Source organism: Pseudomonas fluorescens (assembly GCF_001648775.1).
Classification (GTDB): Bacteria; Pseudomonadota; Gammaproteobacteria; order Pseudomonadales; family Pseudomonadaceae; genus Aquipseudomonas; species Aquipseudomonas fluorescens_M.
Genome location: NZ_LVEJ01000029.1, coordinates 74,627 through 96,013 on the forward strand (window position 1 = coordinate 74,627; position 21,387 = coordinate 96,013).

Genomic DNA, 21,387 nt, shown 5'->3' on the forward strand with positions numbered 1-21,387 from the left:
CTGCAATTTGGCCAAAAACGTGTTGAAGCCCTTGGCGATCGAGCCCAATTCATCGCTGCGATCACTGCTCAAACGACGCGTCAGGTCACCTTCACCTTGAGCAATGTCATTGAGCATCGCGACCATTTGCTTCAGCGGTCGGGCGATGCCGTGGCCGACCAGCCAGATCACCAGCAAGCCGAGGCCGGCGATGAGCAGACCGACCATGGCCATGCCGAAGGTGTCGGATTTGCGTTGGGCATCGAGGTCGGCCTGTAGCTTTTGCAGGTCAGCCATAACGGCGTTCAAAGGCAATTGCAGCATCAATGTCCAGCGTGCGTCGGTCTGGCCGATACCGAATGGCAGGTACAGCTCGATGCGGCCCTTGTCCTTGTTGACCGAGTAGGTCACTTCGCCGCGCTTGAGATTGGCCATGTTGGCAATCTGCTCCGCGTCGAGGATGTCGCTGACCTTTTCGCCAAACTTGCTCGGGTCCTTGGTGTAGGCAACGATCCGGCCATTGCCGCCGATCAGGGCCATTTGCCCGGCGCCGCTGTACAGCTTCTGGTTGGCGCCGAGGAGCATTTCCTGAATGAAGTTCACTGACAAGTCGGCGCCGACAATGCCCTGGAAGGCGCCGTTGAGCATGATCGGTTCAATGAAGGAGGCGAGCATGACGACCTTGTCGCCGACCTTGTACGGCGCCGGATCGATCACGCAGGATTTTTTGTTTTCTTTCGAGCACAGGTAGTACTCGCTGGCGCGCACGCCGGTGGAGAGGACTTTCTGGTCATCGACGTCGACCAGTTTGTCGAGGCCGAGGGTGCCGTCATCGTTGCGGAACCACCACGGCAGGAAGCGCCCGTTGGCCGCATCGATGCCGACCACGCTGGTGCCGACGTAGGCCGCGTCATTGTGGTCGAGGGCGTTTTTTTCCCAGCCGATGTAGGTGCCGAGAATCTTCGGGTTCTTTTCGACGTTCTCTTTGATCAGGCTGATCAGTTGCTCGCGGCTGACGCTCAGGCGCGGCTGGCCATCGGTGCCGGGCGTGCCGAGCAGGGCGTTGACCCGCACCAGGCCGCCGGCAATCAGCAGCGGCGCTTCGAGTTCGCGCTGGATCTGGCTGACCTGGGTTTGCGCCAGCGAGGTCAGGCGTTGTTCGATGACTTGCTCGAACTGCGCCTGGGTGCGCTGTTGCACCATTTCTTGCGTGCGTGCACCGGAGAACAGCGCATACAGGACCAGCGCGGCCACCACGCTGAGCACGATGGCGCCGGCCAGGGCGGCAACGGAAAACTGGATCGACTTGAACTTCATGGGAGCTCCGCACGCAAGAGGACGTCTGCGCTGATGTATCGGCAGCAGGCATTGCGCCATGAGTGCGAACCGGTGGAGTTGAACGTCAATGTCGCAAATGGATCGGTGCGCGACGCAGTGGCAGGGGGCGGGCGCCCGGTATGAATTTTTTACGACAGCCATGGTGGGAAACGTCTGAAAGTCGCTGCAGCAGGTCCGTTGTATCTGGCGTCGATACAATTACCCGCCTAGGATACGCGCAGGTTTTCAGGGAGCTTTTGAATGAACAAGATTTTGGTTGTAAGTGCACTGAGCGCAGCGCTGTTGCTGGCCGGTTGTCAGTCGGTCAACACCACCAGCGGCGGTGCCGTGGGGGTGGAGCGCAAGCAGTACATGTTCAGCATGCTGTCCTCGCAAGAGGTCGACCAGATGTATGCCCAGTCGTATCAGAAGACCGTCGGCGAGGCGTCCAGCAAGGGTGTGCTGGACAAAACCAGTCCTGAGGCCAAGCGGGTACAGGCGATTGCCAACCGCCTGATCGCTCAGGCGCCGAACTTCCGTCCGGATGCCGCGCAATGGCAGTGGGAAGTCAATCTGATCAAGAGCGACGAGCTCAACGCCAACTGCGGGCCTGGCGGCAAGATCATTTTCTACACCGGGCTGATCGACAGCCTGAAACTGACCGACGATGAAATCGCCGCGGTCATGGGCCATGAAATCGCCCACGCCCTGCGCGAGCACGGTCGTGAAGCGATGTCCAAGGCGTACGGCATTGAAATGGCCAAGCAGGGCGCGGGTGCGTTGCTCGGTCTGGGGCAGGACAGTCTGGCGCTGGCCGACACCGTGGCCAACTACGGCATGACCTTGCCGAACAGCCGCGCCAACGAAAACGAAGCTGACTTGATCGGCCTGGAACTGGCCGCACGTGCCGGTTACAACCCGAACGCCGCGATCACCTTGTGGAACAAGATGAGCAAGGCGTCGGAAGGTGCACCGCCGGAGTTCATGAGCACTCACCCGGCCTCGGCCAGCCGGATTGCCTCGTTGCAGGCGGCGATTCCGAAGGTTATGCCGCTGTACGAACAGGCCCCGAAGTCCTGAGTCGGTGAGCATTCCCACGCTCTGCGTGGGAATGCCTCAAGGGACGCTCGGCGTTCCAAGCGGGACGCAGAGCGTCCCCGGCTGCATTCCCACGCAGAGCGAGGGAACGATCCTTCTCTCAGGGTTAAACCCAGCCACTGCTCTGCATTGCTTTGTACACCGCAACGATTGCCAGAATCATGAATGCCGAAGCCGCGAGGCGACGGATCAGGGTCAGTGGCAATTTGTCGGCGGCAAAGTTACCTGCCAGCACCACCGGTACGTTGGCAATCAACATGCCCGCCGTGGTACCGATAATCACCAGCCACAGATCCGGGTATTGCGCCGCGAGCATGACCGTGGCGACCTGGGTCTTGTCACCCATTTCCGCCAGGAAGAATGCAATCAGCGTGGTCAGGAACGGCCCGAATTTGCGTGCGGTGCTGGTTTCATCGTCATCCATTTTGTCCGGAACCAGCGTCCACAGCGCCGTGGCCGTGAAACTCGCGGCGAGAATCCAGTGCAGTGTCGCATTCGAGAAGAAACTGCCGAACCAGGCGCCTACCGCACCGGCTGCTGCGTGGTTGGCCAGGGTCGCGGCGACAATACCGGCAATGATCGGCCAGGGTTTGCGGAAGCGAGCGGCGAGAATCAGCGCGAGCAGTTGCGTCTTGTCGCCGATTTCGGCCAAGGCAACGATTGCGGTGGGAACGAGTAACGAGTCCAGCATCAGGATTTTCCTAAGGGGCGGGTCGACACGGCTATGACACGTACAGCCTTCCCGCCCCGGGTAAGGTGTGCGTGTCATAGGTCTTGTCAAACCCTGCGATCCGTCTGCTGCGGACGCTTGGGTCGCATACGCCATGATCTGAGGATCAAGTATGTTGACGTATGCCGGACGAGCTTGGCGCTCGTGGGAGACTACTCCCCTAGGACGGAGCGGATTCTGCCTAGGCAAATCCGATTGAGCAAGCCTCTTTTTTAAAAGAGGTTTCAGCCGCGCTTGGCCCGGTAAATCCGGAAACCATTGCCTTCGGCCTTGATCGCGCAGACGCCAAGATGCTCTTCGATCAGTGGTTGATACTTGAGGAAGCTGTTCGCCACCAAGCGCAGTTCGCCGCCATTTTTCAGATGTTTGGCTGCTTTTCGCAGCAAATTTTCGGTAGCGAAGTAATCGGTGTGCACGCCGACATGAAACGGCGGGTTGCTCAGGATCGCGTTCAAACCCATCGGCGCAGCGTCGATCCCATCCCCGGTCAGCACTACAGCTTCCAGACCGTTGGCAGCCAGCGTCAGACGGCTGCTGGCGGCGGCGAATGCATCGACATCGAGCAGCGTCACCTGATTGTGCGGATAGCGACGTTTGACCGCAGCGCCCAACACGCCAGCGCCGCAACCGAAGTCGAGCAGATGGCCGCTTGGCAGTTTGTCCAGATGCTCCAGCAGCAGAGCGCTGCCGCGATCGAGGCGACCGTGGCTGAACACGCCCGGCAGGCTGATGACTTTCAGCGGGCCTTCGGCCAATGGCAGTTCATAGGTCTGTGCCAGGCTTTCCAGCGATTTGGCTTCAGGGGCGTTCGCTACGGTGACTTGCCAGAGCTGGCAATGACGCGCGCTGTCGAGCTTGCGTGGCTTGCCGAACGGGTTGAGCTGCTTGGACGCGCCTTCGATGCCGCTGCGTTTTTCTCCGACCAGAAACACTTCGCGCCCGGCCAGACGTGAGGCCACGGCGTTGAGGATGTAATCGGTCAGGTCCTTGGACTTGGGCAAGAACACCACGGCGCTGTCGAACTCGCGCTCCGGAACGGTTACGCCGAAGTAGCTGCGACCTTCGAAGCGGGCGTCCAGCGCCGCTTGATCGCCGGCATGCCAGCACCAGCCGAACGCATTGGGCAGACGCCCGAGCAAATCATCGGCGGGCAAACCGGCCAACAACAACGAACCTTGAAACCACTCGGGCTGACGAAGCAGTACTTCACTGCGCGGATCCATAACTGCTCCTCAAAAAAAAGTGCCGCAGTTTATCAACTGACGACCCGCAGCGCCTTACCGCTGAAGTACGCCTGGGCGTTTTCGGTCAATTGGCCAACGATGCGCTGTCGCGCTTCAACACTGCCCCAGGCGTTGTGCGGCGTGACGATCAATCGCGGGATGTCGGCCGCGAGCAACGGATTGCCTTGGCTTGGCGGCTCGACGCTCAAGACATCGGTGGCCGCGCCGCCAAGGTGACCGTTGCGCAGAGCATCGGCCAGCGCCTGCTCATCAATCAAGCCGCCACGGGCGGTGTTGACCACGAAGGCGCCGGGTTTCATCGACGCCAGCTCGCGCGCACCGATGAAGTGGCGGGTGTGTTCATTCAGCGGGCAGTGCAGGGTAAGGGCGTCGATTTGTGGCAGCAGTTGCTCCAGCGCCAGGCGATCCGGGCGAGCAGGGCGCCCCGGAATCTGCCCGAGCAACACCCGCATGCCGAAGGCTTCGGCCAAACGCGCTACAGCGCCGCCGAGTTCACCGTGGCCGAGCAAACCGAGGGTTTTGCCTTGCAGTTCAACAATCGGATAGTCGAGCAGGCAGAACTGTTTCGCTTGCTGCCAGCGACCTGCGCCGACGGCTTTCTGATAATCGGCCAGACGCGTGGCGAGATTGAGCAGCAACATAATCGTGTGTTGCGCCACCGATGGCGTGCCGTAACCCTGGCAGTTGCACACGGTGATGCCCTGAGCGCGGGCAGCGGCGAGGTCGACGTTGTTGGTGCCGGTGGCGGTGATCAGGATCAGTCTCAGATCGGGGTTGGCGGCCATGGCGGCGGCGTCGATCAGGATCTTGTTGGTGATGGCTACCGTTGCACCTTGCAGGCGTTCGGCGACTTGCTCGGGCAAGGTCTGGGCGAACAACTGCAGATCGCTGAAACACTCGCGCAACGGACTGAGGTCGAGGTCGCCGAGATCCAGCGAAGGGTGATCAAGGAATACCGCGCGGCGCGTGTTCGTCATCAACTGTACCTTTTAGGCTTTGAGCGTTGGGCGTAATCTGCCGAGCCTACCAGATGAAACAAATTGATACGCTTGGCCGAAAGGAGCCCCCATGTACTGGACCGAGTTCTTGACCGTTGCACTGATCCACTTGCTGGCCGTCGCCAGCCCCGGCCCGGACTTTGCCGTGGTGGTGCGCGAGAGTGTGAACCACGGGCGTCGCGCCGGCACCTGGACGGCACTCGGTGTCGGCACGGCGATTTTCCTGCACGTCGGTTATTCGCTGCTCGGCATCGGCCTGATCGTGTCGCAGTCGATCGTGCTGTTCAACGCCTTGAAGTGGGCGGCGGCGGCCTACTTGCTGTACATCGGCTTCAAGGCCCTGCGTGCGCAACCAGCGAAAACCGTGACCGATGATCTGCACAAAGAGGCCGGCGTACGCACGGCGCGTGGCGCCTTCACTTCGGGCTTTGTGACCAATGGCCTGAACCCGAAAGCCACGTTGTTTTTCCTGTCGTTGTTCACCGTGGTGATCAACCCGCACACGCCGCTGGCGGTGCAGGCGGGTTATGGTGTTTACCTCGCCGTTGCGACGGCCATCTGGTTCTGCCTGGTGGCAATGCTGTTCAGCCAGCAACGTGTGCGGGCCGGGTTCGCCCGCATGGGGCACTGGTTCGACCGGACCATGGGGGCGGTGTTGATCGCCCTCGGCGTGAAAATCGCGTTCACCGAGATGCATTAAGGACTGATTGCGATCAAGTTGTGGGAGCGAGCTTGCTCGCGAAGGCGTCGGATCAGTCGATATCACAGGTGACTGGAAGATTGCTTTCGCGAGCAAGCTCGCTCCCACAGGTGGAATTCCTACACTAGTTCGCTGAGTTTGCTCAGGTTATTGACGTAGTCGCGGGGATTTTCCCCGAGCAAACGGCAAAACATCGCACTGAACGCCCGCGCGCTGCCATAACCCAAATCCCGCGCCACACGCTGCACGCTGTCCCCGGCGAGCAGGCGTGGCAGGGCTTCCATCAGGCGCAGTTGCTGGCGCCAGGCATTGAAGCTCATCTGCAATTGTTGCTGGAACAGCCGCGCCAAGGTCCGTGAACTGGCGCCGACCTGCTGTGCCCAGTCTTCCAACGTGTTTGGGTGATCCGGGGTGTGCAGCAGCGCCAGACAGATGTTTTGCAGGCGCCGGTCGCTGGGCAGCGGAATGTGCAACGGCAGGTTTTCCAGGCTGGCGAGTTCCTCGAGCATCAACTGCTGAATCAGCGGATTGTCGGCGTGCGGCGGTCCTTGCACGGCACGCAGGATCAGTTCGCGCAGCAATGGCGTCACCGCCAATACGCAGCACTGTTGCAGGCTGGCGGGCGACAGCGCTGGCGCGATGAACAGCGAGCGCATCTGCACATCGCCACTCATGAAAATCTCGTGCGCCACCTCGGGCGGAATCCATACCGCACGACTCGGTGGAATCACCCACGCGCCTGATGCGGTGACCACGCGCATGATCCCGCTGACGGCATACAACAGTTGCGCCTCGCGATGCAGGTGCAGCGGCTGATGTGCGCCATCCAGGTAATCCCGGGGATAGGCACTGACCGGGCCGTGTTCGAAATGGCTGATTAACATGTCTGATTCGATGACTTGGTTGGCAGGAATGCGCTTTTTGGCCAACTTAGCATAAGCGGCACACCACAACGTAAAGCGTGCCGACATGAATCAATCGAGAAACGTCATCCGTTACATCAACGCTGCCCATGTGATTGATCACATGTTCATGCTGATTTTCCCCGCTGCCGTGCTCGGCATGACCCAGGCCTTCGGCCTCGATTACGCCACGCTGATCGGTTTGTCGTTGGGTGGTTTTATTGCCTTCGGCGCCTGCTCGCTCCCCGCCGGCTGGCTGGGTGATCACTGGAGTCGGCGGCAGATGATGCTGGTGTTTTTCTTTGGCATCGGTGCCTCGGCGATTTTGACCGGCCTGAGTAACAGCCCGGCGATGCTGGTGATCGGCCTGACCCTGATCGGCATTTTTGCCGCGATTTATCACCCGGTGGGCACCGCGATGCTGGTCGCCTACGCACAGAACCGTGGTCGCGAAATCGGCATCAACGGCATGTGGGGTAACCTCGGCGTGGCGTTTTCGGCGCTGGTCACCGGCCTGTTGGTGGCGCAATTCGGTTGGCGCTCGGCGTTTCTGGTACCGGGCGCAGTGGCGATCGTGCTTGGCATCGGTTTTGCCTTGCAGGTGCGCGAGGAGCCGATTCCGCAACGCCCACACACGGCGCTTAAAGGTGCCGGTGGCCAGCGTATTTCCATGGTCATGGTATTTGGCGTACTGGCACTGGCCACCGCTACTGGCGGCGTGGTGTTCAACGCCACCACCATGACCTATCCGAAACTGTTTCAGGAGCGCTTGCATGAACTGTTCGCCTCGCCGCAAACCCTTGGTGTGGTGGTCAGCCTGGCGTATGCCTTTGGTGCGGTCGCGCAGTTGAGCATCGGTCGGGTGTTGCACCGGATCAGCCTGAAATGGCCGTTTGTAGTGCTGACGTTGTGCCAGGCCCCGTTACTGTTTGCGCTGGCTTATGCCGATGGCTGGGCGGTGATTGCCCTCGGGGCAGCGTTCATGTTCGTGGTCTTCGGTCAGGTCACGGTGAATGATGCGATGGTCGCCAATTTCGTCGCGCCGCAATGGCAGTCGCGGGTGTTTGCCCTGCGTTACTGTTTATCGTTCGGTGCCAGTGCGACAGCGATTCCACTGATTTCCTATGTCGAACCGCGCCAAGGTTTTGTGGGCCTTTACTTGATTCTCGCGGGTTTTGGCGCACTGACCTTCCTTGCGGCAGTAGTTTTCCCACGCACGCCTTCTGAGGAAGCTGTAGGACAAGCGGCCTGACAGGTGGCGAATTCCGGCAAATGCTGGCGCAAAGCTAGCATTTGTACGGCTCTGCAAATCATTCCTTTGGCTGATTTGGCTGGCGTATAAGGGTTCTAGAGTACCGATCTCTATGCCAACACCGTGCAGTCAGAAAAGGGATTCTTATGTTGCAGACTCGCGTCATTCCCCCCGCCGATGGGGCCTACCAGTATCCATTGCTGATTAAACGGCTGCTGATGTCCGGCGCCCGTTACGAGAAAACCCGCGAGATCATCTACCGTGACCAGTTGCGTTATAGCTACCCGACGCTGATCGAGCGCGTCGCAAGGCTGGCCAACGTGCTGACGGCGGCCGGTGTGAAGGCCGGTGACACCGTGGCGGTGATGGACTGGGACAGCCATCGTTACCTGGAATGCATGTTTGCCATTCCGATGATTGGCGCGGTGATTCACACCATCAACGTGCGCCTGTCGCCGGAGCAGATCCTTTACACCATGAACCACGCTGAAGACCGTTTTGTGCTGGTCAACAGCGAGTTCGTCGGCCTGTATCTGGCGATCGCGCCGCACCTGACCACGGTCGAGAAAACCCTGCTGCTGACTGATCTGCCGGAAAAAACCGCCGAGCTGCCGAATCTGGTCGGTGAGTACGAGCAACTGCTGGCCGCCGCGAGCCCGCAGTACGACTTCCAGGACTTCGACGAAAACTCGGTCGCCACCACCTTCTACACCACTGGCACCACCGGCAACCCGAAAGGCGTGTATTTCACTCATCGGCAACTGGTGCTGCACACCATGGGCGTGTCGACGATCATGGGTTCGATCGACAGCGTGCGCCTGCTCGGCACCAACGATGTGTACATGCCGATCACGCCGATGTTCCACGTGCATGCCTGGGGCCTGCCGTATGTGGCGACCATGCTCGGGCTCAAACAGGTTTATCCGGGCCGCTACGATCCGGAGTTTCTGGTGGAGTTGTGGCGTAAAGAGAAGGTCACGTTCTCCCACTGCGTGCCAACCATTTTGCAAATGCTGCTTAACGCCAAAGGTGCGCAGGGCACCGATTTCGGCGGCTGGAAAATTGTCATCGGTGGCAGCGCACTCAACCGCACCTTGTATGAAGCCGCCAAGGCGCGCGGCATCCAGCTCACCGCCGCCTACGGCATGTCGGAAACCGGGCCGTTGGTATCCTGCGCGCACCTCAACGATGAGCTGATGGCCGGCACCGAAGACGAACGCACCACTTACCGGATCAAGGCCGGCGTGCCGGGGCCGCTGGTGGAAGCGGCGATCGTTGACGGCGATGGCAACTTCCTGCCGGCCGATGGTGAAACCCAGGGCGAACTGGTGCTGCGTGCGCCATGGCTTACCGAGGGTTATTTCAACGAACCCCAGAAGGGCGCCGAGCTCTGGGCCGGCGGCTGGCTGCACACCGGTGACGTCGCCACGCTCGACAGCATGGGCGTGATCGATATCCGCGACCGCATCAAGGACGTGATCAAGACCGGCGGCGAATGGATCTCCTCGCTGGACCTCGAAGACTTGATCAGCCGTCACGTCGCGGTACGCGAAGTAGCAGTGGTGGGCATCGCCGATCCGCAGTGGGGCGAGCGTCCGTTCGCCTTGCTGGTGATCCGCGAAGGGCACGTGATCGGGGCGCGCGAGCTCAAGGAACACCTCAAGCCGTTCGTGGAATTGGGGCACCTGAGCAAGTGGGCGATTCCGAGTCAGATTGCCCTTGTTACCGAAATTCCCAAGACCAGTGTCGGCAAGCTCGACAAGAAGCGCATCCGCCTCGACATCACCGAATGGCAGGCCAACAACAGCACCTTCCTCTCGACACTTTAAGTGTCTGCTGGCGCGCCGAAACCGGCGCGCCAGACCCACCAAGCAAGCGCTTGGCTTGTGAAATCGAAAAAATCAGCCATCCTTGCCGTGCCGACTTGTGTCGGACTGGCGAAAGGACTGTTCCAGAGTGGTTGGCGGCTGCAAATCACACTTTAGAGGGATCAAGCGGTACCACCTGCTGGCTATAGTCCGCTCAAGGATTTTTAAGAACGGGGCACACGCACAAAACGGGGCGATGCATCTTTGGAGTGACGTCGGGCTGTCTCTGGCACCCGGTCCTTCAGCGTTTTTAAAAGTACTCACTGCCATAACAATAATGCACATGGAGTAGCGTCGATGACCTCAGTAAACCAGTTCTGGCGCCGGGCGAAACTGCCTCTGGCGGTCAGTCTTGCCTCCTCGCTCGCCGGGCCTGCATTCGGCGTCAGTTTCAACGTCGGTGAAATCGAGGGCCAGTTCGACTCGTCCCTGTCGATCGGTGCCAGTTGGTCTACTCAGAGCCCGAACAAGAACCTCATCGGCGTCAACAACGGCGGCCACGGTCTGTCGCAGACATCCGATGACGGTCACGCCAACTTCAAGAGCGGTGAAACCTTTTCGAAGATCTTCAAGGGTATCCATGACCTTGAATTGAAATACGGCGACACCGGCGTGTTTGTCCGTGGCAAATACTGGTACGACTTTGAACTCAAGGACGAAAGCCGCGAGTTCAAGGACATCAGCGATTCGGGCCGTAAAGAGGGCGCCAAGTCCTCCGGCGGGCAGATCCTCGACGCCTTCGTCTACCACAACTATTCGATCGCCGATCAGCCGGGTTCCGTGCGTCTGGGCAAGCAGGTGGTGAGCTGGGGTGAAAGTACCTTCATCGGCGGCGGCATCAACTCGATCAACCCGATCGACGTGTCCGCGTTCCGTCGTCCGGGCGCCGAGATCAAGGAAGGCCTGATCCCGGTCAACATGTTCTACGTGTCACAGAGCCTGACCGAAAACCTCTCGGCCGAAGCGTTCTATCAGTTGGAGTGGGACCAGACCGTCGTCGATAACTGCGGTACGTTCTTCTCGCAGCCGGACATCGTTGCCGACGGTTGCAACGACAACCTGCGCGTGCTGAACAAGCGCTCGCAAATCCCGGCCGTCGCCTTGGGGCCATTGGCCGCCAACGGTGTCAACGTCAACGAAGAAGGCGTGCTGGTGCGCCGCGGTCCGGATCGCGATGCCCGCGACAGCGGTCAGTGGGGCGCCTCCTTCAAGTACATGTACGAGCCACTCGACACCGAGTTCGGCGCCTACTTCATGAACTACCACAGCCGTGCGCCGATCTTCAGCGCCACCGGTGCGCCGCAATCGGTCTACAACACCGCACGCGCGCTGCCGGGGCCTTTTGCAGCACTCGCACCCCTGCTGGTCGCGGGTAACTCGAACTACTTCATTGAGTACCCTGAAGACATTCGTCTCTACGGTCTGAGCTTCTCCACCACCCTGCCTACCGGTACGGCGTGGAGCGGTGAGATCAGCTACCGTCCGAACGCACCGGTGCAACTGAACTCCACCGACATCCTGTTCGCCGGCGTGCGTCCGCTGGGCGGCGCACTGACCAACGCTTCGCTGCTCACAGGCGTGCCGGGCCAGGATCTGCATGGCTACGAGCGCAAGGAAATTACCCAGATCCAGACGACATTCACGCACTTCTTCGATCAGGTCATGGGCGCCAGTCGTCTGACCCTCGTCGGTGAAGTCGGCGCGACCTACGTCGGTGGCCTGGAAAGCCGGTCCGACATGCGTTATGGCCGCGATCCGGTGTATGGCCCGGGTGAGTTGCCGGCCACTGGCGGTGTGAATACCTGCGCCAACATTCTCAACGCCAGCACCATCAATGGTGCCGGCCCGGGATCGCCGCAGAACAACCGTAGCCGCAATTGCGACAACGATGGCTTCACCACATCGATGTCCTGGGGCTACCGCGGTCGCGCCATCTGGGAATACAACGACGTGTTCGCCGGTGTGAACCTCAAGCCGAACGTGGCCTGGTCGCACGACGTCAGCGGTTACTCGCCAGGCCCTGGCGGCAACTTCGAAGAGGGTCGCAAGGCCGTCAGCCTGGGCGTTGATGCCGAGTACCAGAACACCTACACCGCGAGCCTGGCTTACACCAACTTCTTCGACGGCAAGTACACCACCGTGGATGACCGCGACTTCGTTGCGCTCAGCTTCGGCGTGAACTTCTAAGCACTGCATTTCAGGACGAACGAATTTATGAAAATAACAAAGAGTCTGTTCCACGCCGGTGTTCTGGGCCTGTCGCTGCTGGCGACCGGCGTCATGGCCGCGGTGCCTGCTGCCGAAGCCGACAAGCTGGGCAAGAGCCTGACCCCGATGGGCGCCGAAATGGCCGGTAATGCCGACGGTTCGATCCCGGCCTGGAAACCGTTGCCGAAGAATGCCGGTTCGGTCGACAGCAAAGGTTTTCTGTCCAATCCGTATGCCAGTGAGCAGCCGCTGTTCACGATCACGGCAAAGGATGTCGACAAGTACAAGGACAAGCTCGCGCCAGGCCAGTACGCGATGTTCAAGCGCTACCCGGACACCTTCAAGATGCCGGTCTATCCGTCCCATCGCGGTGCGACCGTGCCGGATGACGTATTCGCCGCGATCAAGAAAAACGCTACCACCACCAATCTGGTGTCCGGCGGCAACGGTCTGGAAAACTTCGAAACCGCCGTACCGTTCCCGATTCCGAAAAGCGGTGTGGAAGTGATCTGGAACCACATCACCCGCTATCGCGGCGGCAGCGTGACCCGTCTGGTGACCCAGGCCACACCTCAGCCGAACGGCTCGTTCAGCCTGGTGTACTTCCAGGATCAGTTCGTGTTCCGCGACAAGATGAAGGACTACGACCCGAAAAATCCGGGCAACATCCTGTTCTACTTCAAGCAGAAAGTGACCGCGCCGGCGCGTCTGGCCGGTGGTGTGCTGTTGGTGCACGAGACACTCGACCAAGTGAAGGAGCCACGTTCGGCGTGGGTCTACAACGCCGGTCAGCGTCGTGTGCGTCGGGCGCCACAAGTGTCTTATGACGGCCCGGGTACGGCGGCTGACGGTCTGCGTACCTCCGACAACCTCGACATGTTCAACGGTGCACCGGATCGCTACGACTGGAAGCTCGAAGGCAAGAAAGAGATGTACATCGCCTCCGACAGTTACAAGCTCGACGATCCGAAACTGAAATACGCCGACATCATCAAGGCCGGCCACATCAACCAGGATCTGGCGCGTTACGAGCTGCGTCGCGTCTGGCATGTGGTGGCAACCCTGAAGGAAGGTCAGCGCCACATCTACGCCAAACGTGACTTCTACATTGACGAAGACACCTGGCAAGCCGCCGTGATCGACCACTACGACGGTCGTGGCCAACTGTGGCGTGTGGCCGAGGCGCATGCCGAGAACTACTACGACAAGCAAGTGCCGTGGTATGCCCTCGAAACCCTCTACGACCTGCAGTCCGGCCGTTACCTGGCACTGGGCATGAAGAACGAAGAGAAGCAGGCGTATGACTTCGGCTTCACCGCCACCACCAGCGATTTCACCCCGGCCGCTCTGCGTCAGGACGGTGTTCGCTAACCTGCTGTAACCCGAGGCCGAATCCTCGTGAAAACGCCCCGACCGGTTCGGGGCGTTTTTTTGCCTGTAGCCTTTTTGTAGCCATTTGTAGCAGCAACCTTCATAACCGGTTCGTTTAAGGCTAGTCTGCGGACATCTGCAATGCCGCCAATAGCCATTCAAACAAGAGCCGGCCATGACTGATCTGTCCCCACTTCCGGGTCCCGCAAGCGTTGCCGTCACGGCATTGGACGGGCGTTTTTTTCGCCCGCCGTTACCGGATGGATACGTGTTGCGCCCACGCCTTTGCGAGCGCCTGCAAGCCGGGCTCGGTGGACGCCTGTTGCTGGTCAGCGCCCCGGCGGGGTTCGGCAAGAGTTCGCTGGCGGTGGAGTTCTGTCAGAGTTTGCCGGTGCACTGGCAAAGTCTGTGGCTGGGGTTGAGCCCGCGTGACAGTGATCCCGGACGCTTTCTCGAGCGTTTGCTCGAAGGCTTGCAGGACTACTTTCCGCAACTGGGCAGTCGCGCACTCGGCCTGCTGAAAATGCGTCAACGTCATCAGCCGTTTGCCTTTGAAGAATGGCTCGACGGCTTGCTCGATGAACTGACCCTGCACCTCGATCCCGGCGCGCCGCTGCTATTGGTGCTGGACGATTACCATCTTGCCCAAGGCCCGGTACTCGACCGTTGCCTGCAATTTTTCCTCAATCACTTGCCTGACGGCTTGCTGGTGATGGTCACCAGTCGCCAGCGCCCGGACTGGCATCTGGCGCGCTTGCGGCTGTCGCGACAGTTGCTCGAACTGCACGAGCAGGATCTGCGCCTGACCCGTGACGAAGCCTTTACCTTGCTTGATCGCCACAGCACCTCACTGCGCGGCGAAGCGCTGGAAAATCTGATCCAGCGCAGCGAAGGCTGGGTCGCCGGGTTGCGTTTCTGGTTGTTGGCGGTGGCCGAAGCCGGCAGCGAGGCTGCTTTACCGCAGGCGCTGAATGGTGGGGAAGGGCTGATTCGCGATTACCTGCTCGAAGAAGTCATCGATTGCCTGCCGCCGGAAGTGCAGGCGTTTCTCTACGACACGGCCCCGCAAGAACGCTTTTGCAGTGAACTGTGCGACGCCGTGCGCGAAGCCCATGACAGCGCCGAGATTCTGCGTTTCCTGCTCGCGCATCAGGTCTTTCTGGTGCCGCTGGACGAGCACGGGCACTGGTATCGCTATCACCATCTGTTCTCGGATTTATTGCGCAGCCGACCCTTTGCCCAGGCGCTGGTGCCGACGGCCACGCTGCACTTGCGCGCCTGTCGCTGGTTCAATGCCCAAGGCCTGCTGGATGAGGCTGTGGAACAGGCGTTACGCGCAGGCCATCTCGATGTGGCAGCCAATCTGGTGCAGAACCTGTCCGAGGAGCAACTGCTCGCCGAGCAGAATGTCGGCATGTTATTGCGCTGGAAAATGGACTTGCCTGACAGCCTGCTGATCAGCACGCCGCGTTTGATTGTGTTGTACAGCTGGGCGCTGGGGCTGGCGTGTCAGCTCGATGCTGCCGAAGAACTGTCCAGCCATTTGAGCCGCTTTCTGCCCGCACCCTCGGCGACGGCGCAGAAGTCGATGCTGGCCCAATGGCTGGCGCTGAGCGGGATCATTGCTCGTGGCCGTGGCCATCGCGAACTGACCTTGCGTTATTGCAGTGAAGCCCTCGAAAGCCTGCCGGCCAAGCGTTACGGTCAGCGGCTGATGTGTCTGTCGACGTTGTCCAATCTGGCCATTGCCGATGGCGATTTGTGGCGCGCTCGCGGCTTGAATCGCGAGTCGCTGGAGCTGGCGCAGCGCGTCGGCAATCCGTTGTTCGAGGCGCTGGCACATTACGACCGTGCGCGGGTTCTGCAATCGCGTGGCGAGATCGTCCGGGCGCTGGATGAAGTGCATCAGGGCCTGGAGCGCTTGCGCGGCTTGTCTGCACAACGGTTGTACGCGGTGCGTGCGCGCTTGACGTTGTATGAAGGGTTTCTGCTGGCGATGCGTTTGCAGCCGCAGGCCGCGCGTGTGCGTCTGCTCGCGGGGATCGGTGAAGCCCGAGCCTGCCGGGACATCAGCGTGTTGATCGGTCATTGCGTGATCGCCAGGCTGGACGGCGCCGCTGGCGAGTTCGCCAAGGCCTTCGCCGAGCTGGCCGAAGCCGAGCGCCTGATGCACATCTGGGACGTGCCACCGATTTACTATCTGGCGATGATCACGCTGGTCAAATGCGAATTGTGGCTGGCGCAGGGGCGCACTGATCTGGCCGAAGCATGGTTGGCGCGACTCGGGCAAACCTATACCGGTGAGCGCGCGGCAGCGGCGCCGGAGTTTCATCCGCAATTGCCGTTGCATGTCGAATTGCAGCAGGCACTGCTCGACATGATTCAAGGGCAACCGATGCTCGCTGAAGGGCGCTTGACTGTGCTGCATGAAAACGGTCAGCAAACCGGACGGCAGTTGCTCAGTGTGATGGCGTTGACGCAAAAAGTGGCGTTGCTGCTGGCGACCGCTCGTGAACCGGAAGCTCGCAAGGTGCTGGCTCAGGCACTGGAGGCTGCCAATGGCGGCGTGCTGCAACCGTTTGATGGCTTGTTCAAGGAGCATCCGCACTGGATGCGCGGACAACTGACGCTGATCTCGCAACATCCGGTCGGGCAACAATTGCTGGAGCTCTTTCCGGCGACCGAGGTCCGCCCCACCGTCGAGTGTTCAGCAACTGAGCAGTTGAGCAGTCGAGAACTGGCAGTCCTGCGATTGATTGCTCAAGGGTGTTCGAATCAGGAAATCAGCGAGCAACTGTTCATTTCGCTGCACACGGTGAAAACCCATGCCAGCCATATCAACAGCAAACTGGGGGTCGAGCGGCGTACGCAGGCCGTGGCGCGCGCCAAGGCGCTGGGCGTACTGAGTTGAACAAAAGCGCTGCATGCTGAAAAACAAACGCCCCGAACCAGTCGGGGCGTTTGTTTTGTGGTGCCCGGTCCATTCTGCAGACCGGGTCATGCGTGTGCGATAAGCGTCAGGCCACCAGATCGTTGGCACTGAAGCTGTTCACACCGACCAGCTGGATTTCAAAGTCCGCGCCGACATTGCCGCTGACATTACCCGACAGCACGTGATCGACGAAACGCAATTGACCGGCACCGGTGAAGTCATTGGCGCCGATGAAGGTGAAGGCGTCCATGCCGCCTTGCAGCAGATTGGCATCAAATTTCGTCAGGTCGATCTTGTCACCCTGCAGACTGTTGAAGTCGGTGATGACATCACGGTTGATGCCCAGGCCCATGTCACTGCGTGAGCTGAACACAAAGGTATCGGCACCGGCGCCACCGGTGAGGGTATCGATACCCGCACCGCCGTCCAGAATGTTATTGCCGGCATTGCCGTAAATGGCATTGTTCAGCGCGTTACCTGTGCCCTTGGTGGCCGCGCCGACGAGGGTCAGAACCTCGACGTTGGCTCCCAGGGTGTAGTCAACATACGAGTAAACGGTATCGATTTCCGAAAGCGAGGTGCCGGTTTCGGTCACCACGTCGCCGATGTTGTCGACAATGTAAGTGTCGTTGCCTGCTCCGCCAATCATGGTGTCGGCGCCGGCCAAGCCGTTCAGGAAGTTGTCCAGCGAGTTACCGGTCAAAGTGTCATCGAAGTTGGAGCCAGTGGCGTTTTCGATTTTGGCACCGTAGGCAATCGCCAGGCCCTGGTTGAAGTCGTTGCCACCTTGGTCGGTAAATACCTTGCCGATTTTGCTGTATTGACCTTCATTGAGGTTGATCGACACGGCTACAAGTTGGTTACTGGCGTCAATCGTGTCGTTGCCGCCGGCATCCCAGATAGTCTCGAAAATAGACTGGTTGGGCGCCCATGAATAATTGTTGTTGCCGGTCATCCAATAGCTGTTGATGCCGTAAAGACTCTGTATCGCCAGGATGTCGAGTACCATCGGCGTGGTCGGCAGATAAGAATAATTGTTGTTGTAACTCATGACGGTGAAAGCGACGTCATCGAGTGACGAATCAAGGGTTAACTTGTTGTTGCTGGACGGTGTGAACGGATGTTTCAGCCCAATGGCATGACCGATCTCATGGACAAATGTCATGAAGTCGTAGGTACCTTTGCCGGGCGCAGGATCGTTGGTATTCGGCCCGATCCAGACATCGCCACCGTTGGGGGGCTCGGAGGGCGTATACGCCCATGCTGCCGAGTCGGCATCCAGAAGCGAGTAGCCGCCGAAACGCATGTCGCCTACGCTGTTAGACGTTTCAGTGGTGAGTTGGAAGGTGATGTTGGCTACGGCCGACCACGTGTCCAGCGCACTCATAACGCCCAACTGCTGCGCGCCTGTCAGAGCATAGGCCGCTTTGTACTCGTTATCGGCGCTGTAGTTGATCGCAAATACAGAAACACCTGGCACGACGAAGCTGTAAGTAAGACTGGTCACTGCATTCGGGGAATACCACTTGGTGCTTTCCCATTTATAGCCGGAAATGAGGCTGTCGACAGGAGCTACCCCTGTCAATGAAGCGGACCAGGTGTCGGTGTACCAGTAGGGCGTGGCATGAAGAATTCCTGAATTAGGCTGCGGCCCTTCCCGAAATGTGGCCGCTACAAGGTTTGATTTTGCACGAAAAAAAACAGCTTTGACATTATATAGCCACTATTTTCCGATTGATGGCGTCAAAAAACTGACCGGGCGATATGTATCGGCGTGTGAAGTAGAATCTTGAAGTCACCTTCATGCCTTTAGTTCAGGATCCCTATGACCGTTCCGAATTCAGCGCTCATCCGCGAAACCTTCCCCGTCGGACCGCTTCAGTGCAACTGCACCATCATCGGCGACCCGATCACGAAAAAAGCCATCGTCGTCGATCCGGGCGGCAACCCCGATCTGATCATGGCGCGTCTTGATGCTCTTGGTTTGAAGGTGGTCAGCATCATTCATACCCACGCGCACCTCGATCATTTCCTGGCTTCCGGGCAGATGAAGGAAAAGACTGGCGCGACCCTGCATCTGCATAAAGAAGATCAGTTCCTCTGGGACAACCTTGAGATGCAATGCCAGATGTTCGGTGTGCCTTATACGCCTGTGCCTTCGCCAGATCGCTGGTTGAGCGACGATGAAGAGCTGGCCTGTGGTTGCGGCGTCGCGCTGCACACGCCGGGGCATACACCCGGTTCCATGAGCTTTTGGTTTTCCGAGGCTAAGCTGTTGATTGCCGGCGACACGCTGTTTCGTCGCGGAGTAGGACGCACGGACTTGTGGGGCGGTGATCAGGCGACCATCGTGCGTTCGATCAAGCAGCGGCTGTACACCCTGGACGAAGACGCTACGGTCATTGCCGGGCATGGTCCGGATACGCGTCTGGGCGATGAGATGCGCGAAAATCCTTTCGTGCGGGCCTAAATATTTTGTCACGAGTGTGCGGCGGAATTTTTGCGCATAGTCATGATCCAACGCCCGCAGAGGTTTATTGCCAAACGACCGCTGCACCAAAAAATGCAGAAACAGTAGGAGCTCCTCATGTTCACCACGCGTCGTTTGATTATTGTCGCTACTGCCGTGGCCTTGCTGTCCGGCTGCGCCTCGCCTAACCCGTATGACAATCAAGGCCAGGCTGACAGCGGCTCTCAAGGCATGAGCAAAACCGCCAAATACGGCGGCCTCGGCGCTCTGGCCGGTGCGCTCGCCGGTGCTGCCATCGACCACAACAACCGCGGCAAAGGGGCCTTGATCGGCGCCGCCGTGGTGGGTGCATCCGCTGCCGGTTACGGTTATTACGCCGACCAGCAAGAAAAGAAACTGCGCGCGAGCATGGCCAACACCGGCGTTGAAGTGCAGCGCCAGGGCGATCAGATCAAGCTGATCATGCCGGGCAACATCACCTTCGCTACCGATTCAGCGAACATCGCTCCCAGCTTCTATCAGCCGCTGAACAACCTCGCGGGCTCGCTGAAAGAGTTCAGTCAGAACCAGATTGAAATCGTCGGCTACACCGACAGCACCGGCAGCCGTCAGCACAACATGGACCTGTCGCAGCGTCGTGCGCAGAGCGTAGCGACCTACCTGACCTCGCAAGGCGTCAGCGGTGCCAACCTGTCGGCGCGTGGCGCCGGCCCGGATAACCCGATTGCCAGCAACGGTGATGTGAATGGCCGGGCGCAGAATCGTCGGGTTGAAGTCAACCTGAAAGCGATTCCGGGCCAGCAGTACGGTGGTCAGCAGCAACCGCAGCCGGGTACGGTTCAGCAGTATCCGTAACGGAATGGCTGAATGAAGAAATGCCCGATCCGCTGATCGGGCATTTTTTTGTTTGGCCTGTGCCGGCCTCTTCGCGAGCAGGCTCGCTCCCACAGGTATTGATGGTGTACACAAGATTTGTGTTCCACATCTAACCCTGTGGGAGCGAGCCTGCTCGCGAAGGGGCCATTACAAACACCGAAGATTGCAGATACAAAAAAGCCCCCGGACAACCGAATTGTCCGGGGGCTTTTTTATCAGCGAAGGCTGATTACTTCTTCAAACCATAATGCTCATCGAGCATGCCCGGCGAGTTCGGGGTCTTCGGCGCGTAATCACGCGGTGGTTCCTGATCGCGCGGTGGCGTCAGGCGTTCACGTGGCGCCACTGCCGCGTCGGCGTGCAGGGCAGCGATCAGGCGCTGGCGGGTCTGCTCGTCCAGGGCCAGACGATTGGCGCCCTCGGCGAGATGATCCTGCACTTCCTGATAGCTCTGGGTCAGTTTCTTGACCAGCATCGCGGTGCTGTTGAAGTGGGTGACCACCTCGTTTTGATAACTGTCGAAACGCTCCTGGATATCATCCAGTTGACGCTGCGTACGGCTTGGCGCGGCGTTCGGCGCAACGCGCGCGATCAGGAATCCAATGGCGACACCCACAACCAGGGCAAGAGTCGGTAACAACCAAACTAAGAGCGAGTGTTCCACGAGTCCTTCCTCTATAAACGGCTTTGCTTTACGTTAACGGCTCGAACCTGCGCTGTATACCGCGATTCACTCGCAATAGATTGGCACAGACAATTTGCTAGACGAGTCGACCCGATTCGAGGTCACGGAGTTCCTTCCTTGCTGATGCGTGAAACCCCTGTAGTGATTGACGGCCCGGTGGGTCAACTTGAGTCTCTGTACCTGGACAACGAGCAGCCACGCGGCATCGCGCTGATCTGCCATCCGAACCCGGTGCAGGGCGGCACCATGCTCAACAAGGTCGTCTCGACCTTGCAGCGCACCGCACGCGATGCCGGCCTGATCACCTTGCGCTTCAACTATCGCGGCGTCGGTGCCAGCGAAGGTTCCCACGACATGGGCACCGGCGAGGTCGACGACGCTCAGGCTGCCGCCAAGTGGTTGCGCGAGAAACACCCGGATCTGCCGCTGACCCTGTTCGGTTTCTCCTTCGGTGGATTTGTTGCCGCAAGTCTCGGCGGTCGTCTCGAAGCGCAGGGCGAGCAGCTGAAACATCTGTTCATGGTCGCGCCGGCGGTCATGCGTCTGGGCGAGCAGGATCAACTGCCGCAGCAGGGTGAACTCACGGTGATCCAGCCAGAAACCGACGAAGTCATCGACCCGCAACTGGTTTACGACTGGTCGGAACAACTCCAGCGCCCCCATGAGCTGCTGAAAGTGGCAGAATGCGGACACTTTTTTCATGGCAAGCTGACCGATCTCAAGGATCTGATCCTGCCGCGTCTCTCGAATTGATTGC

At 59.6% G+C, this 21,387-nt stretch carries 16 protein-coding genes, 1 pseudogene and 1 riboswitch; of the genes and pseudogenes, 10 read left to right on the forward strand and 7 right to left on the reverse strand.

What is annotated here, in order from left to right; all coding sequences use genetic code 11:
• Positions 1-9 precede the first annotated feature (9 nt).
• A pseudogene (locus A8O26_RS30720) lies at positions 10-1,458 on the reverse strand (HAMP domain-containing protein); the annotation flags it as partial.
• Positions 1,459-1,557: 99 nt separating this feature from the next.
• On the opposite strand from A8O26_RS30720, the gene A8O26_RS25695 reads away from it, so the two are divergent.
• Positions 1,558-2,376 (forward strand): M48 family metallopeptidase, encoded by an 819-nt coding sequence (locus A8O26_RS25695; protein WP_064120472.1) that lies wholly within the window; start codon positions 1,558-1,560, stop codon positions 2,374-2,376.
• Positions 2,377-2,500: 124 nt separating this feature from the next.
• On the opposite strand, the gene A8O26_RS25700 is transcribed toward A8O26_RS25695, so the two are convergent.
• The 3 genes from A8O26_RS25700 to A8O26_RS25710 form a co-directional block, all read right to left on the reverse strand.
• Complete coding sequence (locus A8O26_RS25700; protein WP_007912813.1) at positions 2,501-3,085, reverse strand: TMEM165/GDT1 family protein; 585 nt, start codon at positions 3,083-3,085, stop codon at positions 2,501-2,503.
• An 88-nt stretch (positions 3,086-3,173) separates the two neighbouring features.
• Positions 3,174-3,298: riboswitch (yybP-ykoY riboswitch) on the reverse strand.
• 50 nt (positions 3,299-3,348) lie between these two features.
• A complete protein-coding gene (locus A8O26_RS25705) occupies positions 3,349-4,347 on the reverse strand; it encodes a class I SAM-dependent methyltransferase (protein WP_064120473.1) in 999 nt (332 codons plus the stop codon).
• Positions 4,348-4,379: 32 nt separating this feature from the next.
• Positions 4,380-5,345 (reverse strand): 2-hydroxyacid dehydrogenase, encoded by a 966-nt coding sequence (locus A8O26_RS25710; protein ID WP_064120474.1) that lies wholly within the window; start codon positions 5,343-5,345, stop codon positions 4,380-4,382.
• A gap of 91 nt (positions 5,346-5,436) precedes the next feature.
• Between A8O26_RS25710 and A8O26_RS25715 the strand changes: the two genes are divergently transcribed.
• A complete protein-coding gene (locus A8O26_RS25715; RefSeq protein WP_064120475.1) occupies positions 5,437-6,066 on the forward strand; it encodes a LysE family translocator in 630 nt (209 codons plus the stop codon).
• A 119-nt stretch (positions 6,067-6,185) separates the two neighbouring features.
• Here the strand turns inward: A8O26_RS25715 and A8O26_RS25720 are convergent, their stop codons facing one another.
• Positions 6,186-6,950 (reverse strand): AraC family transcriptional regulator, encoded by a 765-nt coding sequence (locus A8O26_RS25720; RefSeq protein WP_064120507.1) that lies wholly within the window; start codon positions 6,948-6,950, stop codon positions 6,186-6,188.
• An 85-nt stretch (positions 6,951-7,035) separates the two neighbouring features.
• Between A8O26_RS25720 and A8O26_RS25725 the strand changes: the two genes are divergently transcribed.
• From A8O26_RS25725 to A8O26_RS25745, 5 genes are all read left to right on the forward strand, one after another.
• Positions 7,036-8,220: an MFS transporter gene (locus A8O26_RS25725; RefSeq protein ID WP_064120476.1), complete on the forward strand. Its 1,185-nt coding sequence runs from the start codon at positions 7,036-7,038 to the stop codon at positions 8,218-8,220.
• Between the two features lie 146 nt (positions 8,221-8,366).
• Positions 8,367-10,049 (forward strand): fatty acid--CoA ligase, encoded by a 1,683-nt coding sequence (locus A8O26_RS25730; RefSeq protein ID WP_064120477.1) that lies wholly within the window; start codon positions 8,367-8,369, stop codon positions 10,047-10,049.
• Between the two features lie 336 nt (positions 10,050-10,385).
• Positions 10,386-12,275 (forward strand): DUF1302 domain-containing protein, encoded by a 1,890-nt coding sequence (locus tag A8O26_RS25735; RefSeq protein ID WP_064120478.1) that lies wholly within the window; start codon positions 10,386-10,388, stop codon positions 12,273-12,275.
• Positions 12,276-12,302: 27 nt separating this feature from the next.
• On the forward strand, positions 12,303-13,667 hold the full coding sequence (locus A8O26_RS25740; protein WP_064120479.1) for a DUF1329 domain-containing protein: 1,365 nt from the start codon (positions 12,303-12,305) through the stop codon (positions 13,665-13,667).
• Between the two features lie 175 nt (positions 13,668-13,842).
• Positions 13,843-16,578 (forward strand): LuxR C-terminal-related transcriptional regulator, encoded by a 2,736-nt coding sequence (locus tag A8O26_RS25745; RefSeq protein WP_064120480.1) that lies wholly within the window; start codon positions 13,843-13,845, stop codon positions 16,576-16,578.
• 106 nt (positions 16,579-16,684) lie between these two features.
• Here A8O26_RS25745 and A8O26_RS25750 read toward each other — a convergent pair whose 3' ends face one another.
• Complete coding sequence (locus A8O26_RS25750) at positions 16,685-18,106, reverse strand: M10 family metallopeptidase (RefSeq protein ID WP_064120481.1); 1,422 nt, start codon at positions 18,104-18,106, stop codon at positions 16,685-16,687.
• Positions 18,107-18,424: 318 nt separating this feature from the next.
• Here A8O26_RS25750 and A8O26_RS25755 point away from each other — a divergent pair, with 318 nt between their 5' ends.
• Together A8O26_RS25755 and A8O26_RS25760 are read left to right on the forward strand one after the other, a co-directional pair.
• On the forward strand, positions 18,425-19,069 hold the full coding sequence (locus tag A8O26_RS25755) for an MBL fold metallo-hydrolase (RefSeq protein WP_064120482.1): 645 nt from the start codon (positions 18,425-18,427) through the stop codon (positions 19,067-19,069).
• 117 nt (positions 19,070-19,186) lie between these two features.
• Entirely contained in the window at positions 19,187-19,924 is a 738-nt protein-coding gene (locus A8O26_RS25760; protein WP_064120483.1) for an OmpA family protein, read from the forward strand.
• A gap of 250 nt (positions 19,925-20,174) precedes the next feature.
• On the opposite strand, the gene A8O26_RS25765 is transcribed toward A8O26_RS25760, so the two are convergent.
• A complete protein-coding gene (locus A8O26_RS25765; RefSeq protein WP_007917055.1) occupies positions 20,175-20,609 on the reverse strand; it encodes a YhcB family protein in 435 nt (144 codons plus the stop codon).
• A 144-nt stretch (positions 20,610-20,753) separates the two neighbouring features.
• On the opposite strand from A8O26_RS25765, the gene A8O26_RS25770 reads away from it, so the two are divergent.
• On the forward strand, positions 20,754-21,383 hold the full coding sequence (locus A8O26_RS25770) for an alpha/beta hydrolase (RefSeq protein WP_064120508.1): 630 nt from the start codon (positions 20,754-20,756) through the stop codon (positions 21,381-21,383).
• The last annotated feature ends 4 nt before the right edge of the window (positions 21,384-21,387 follow it).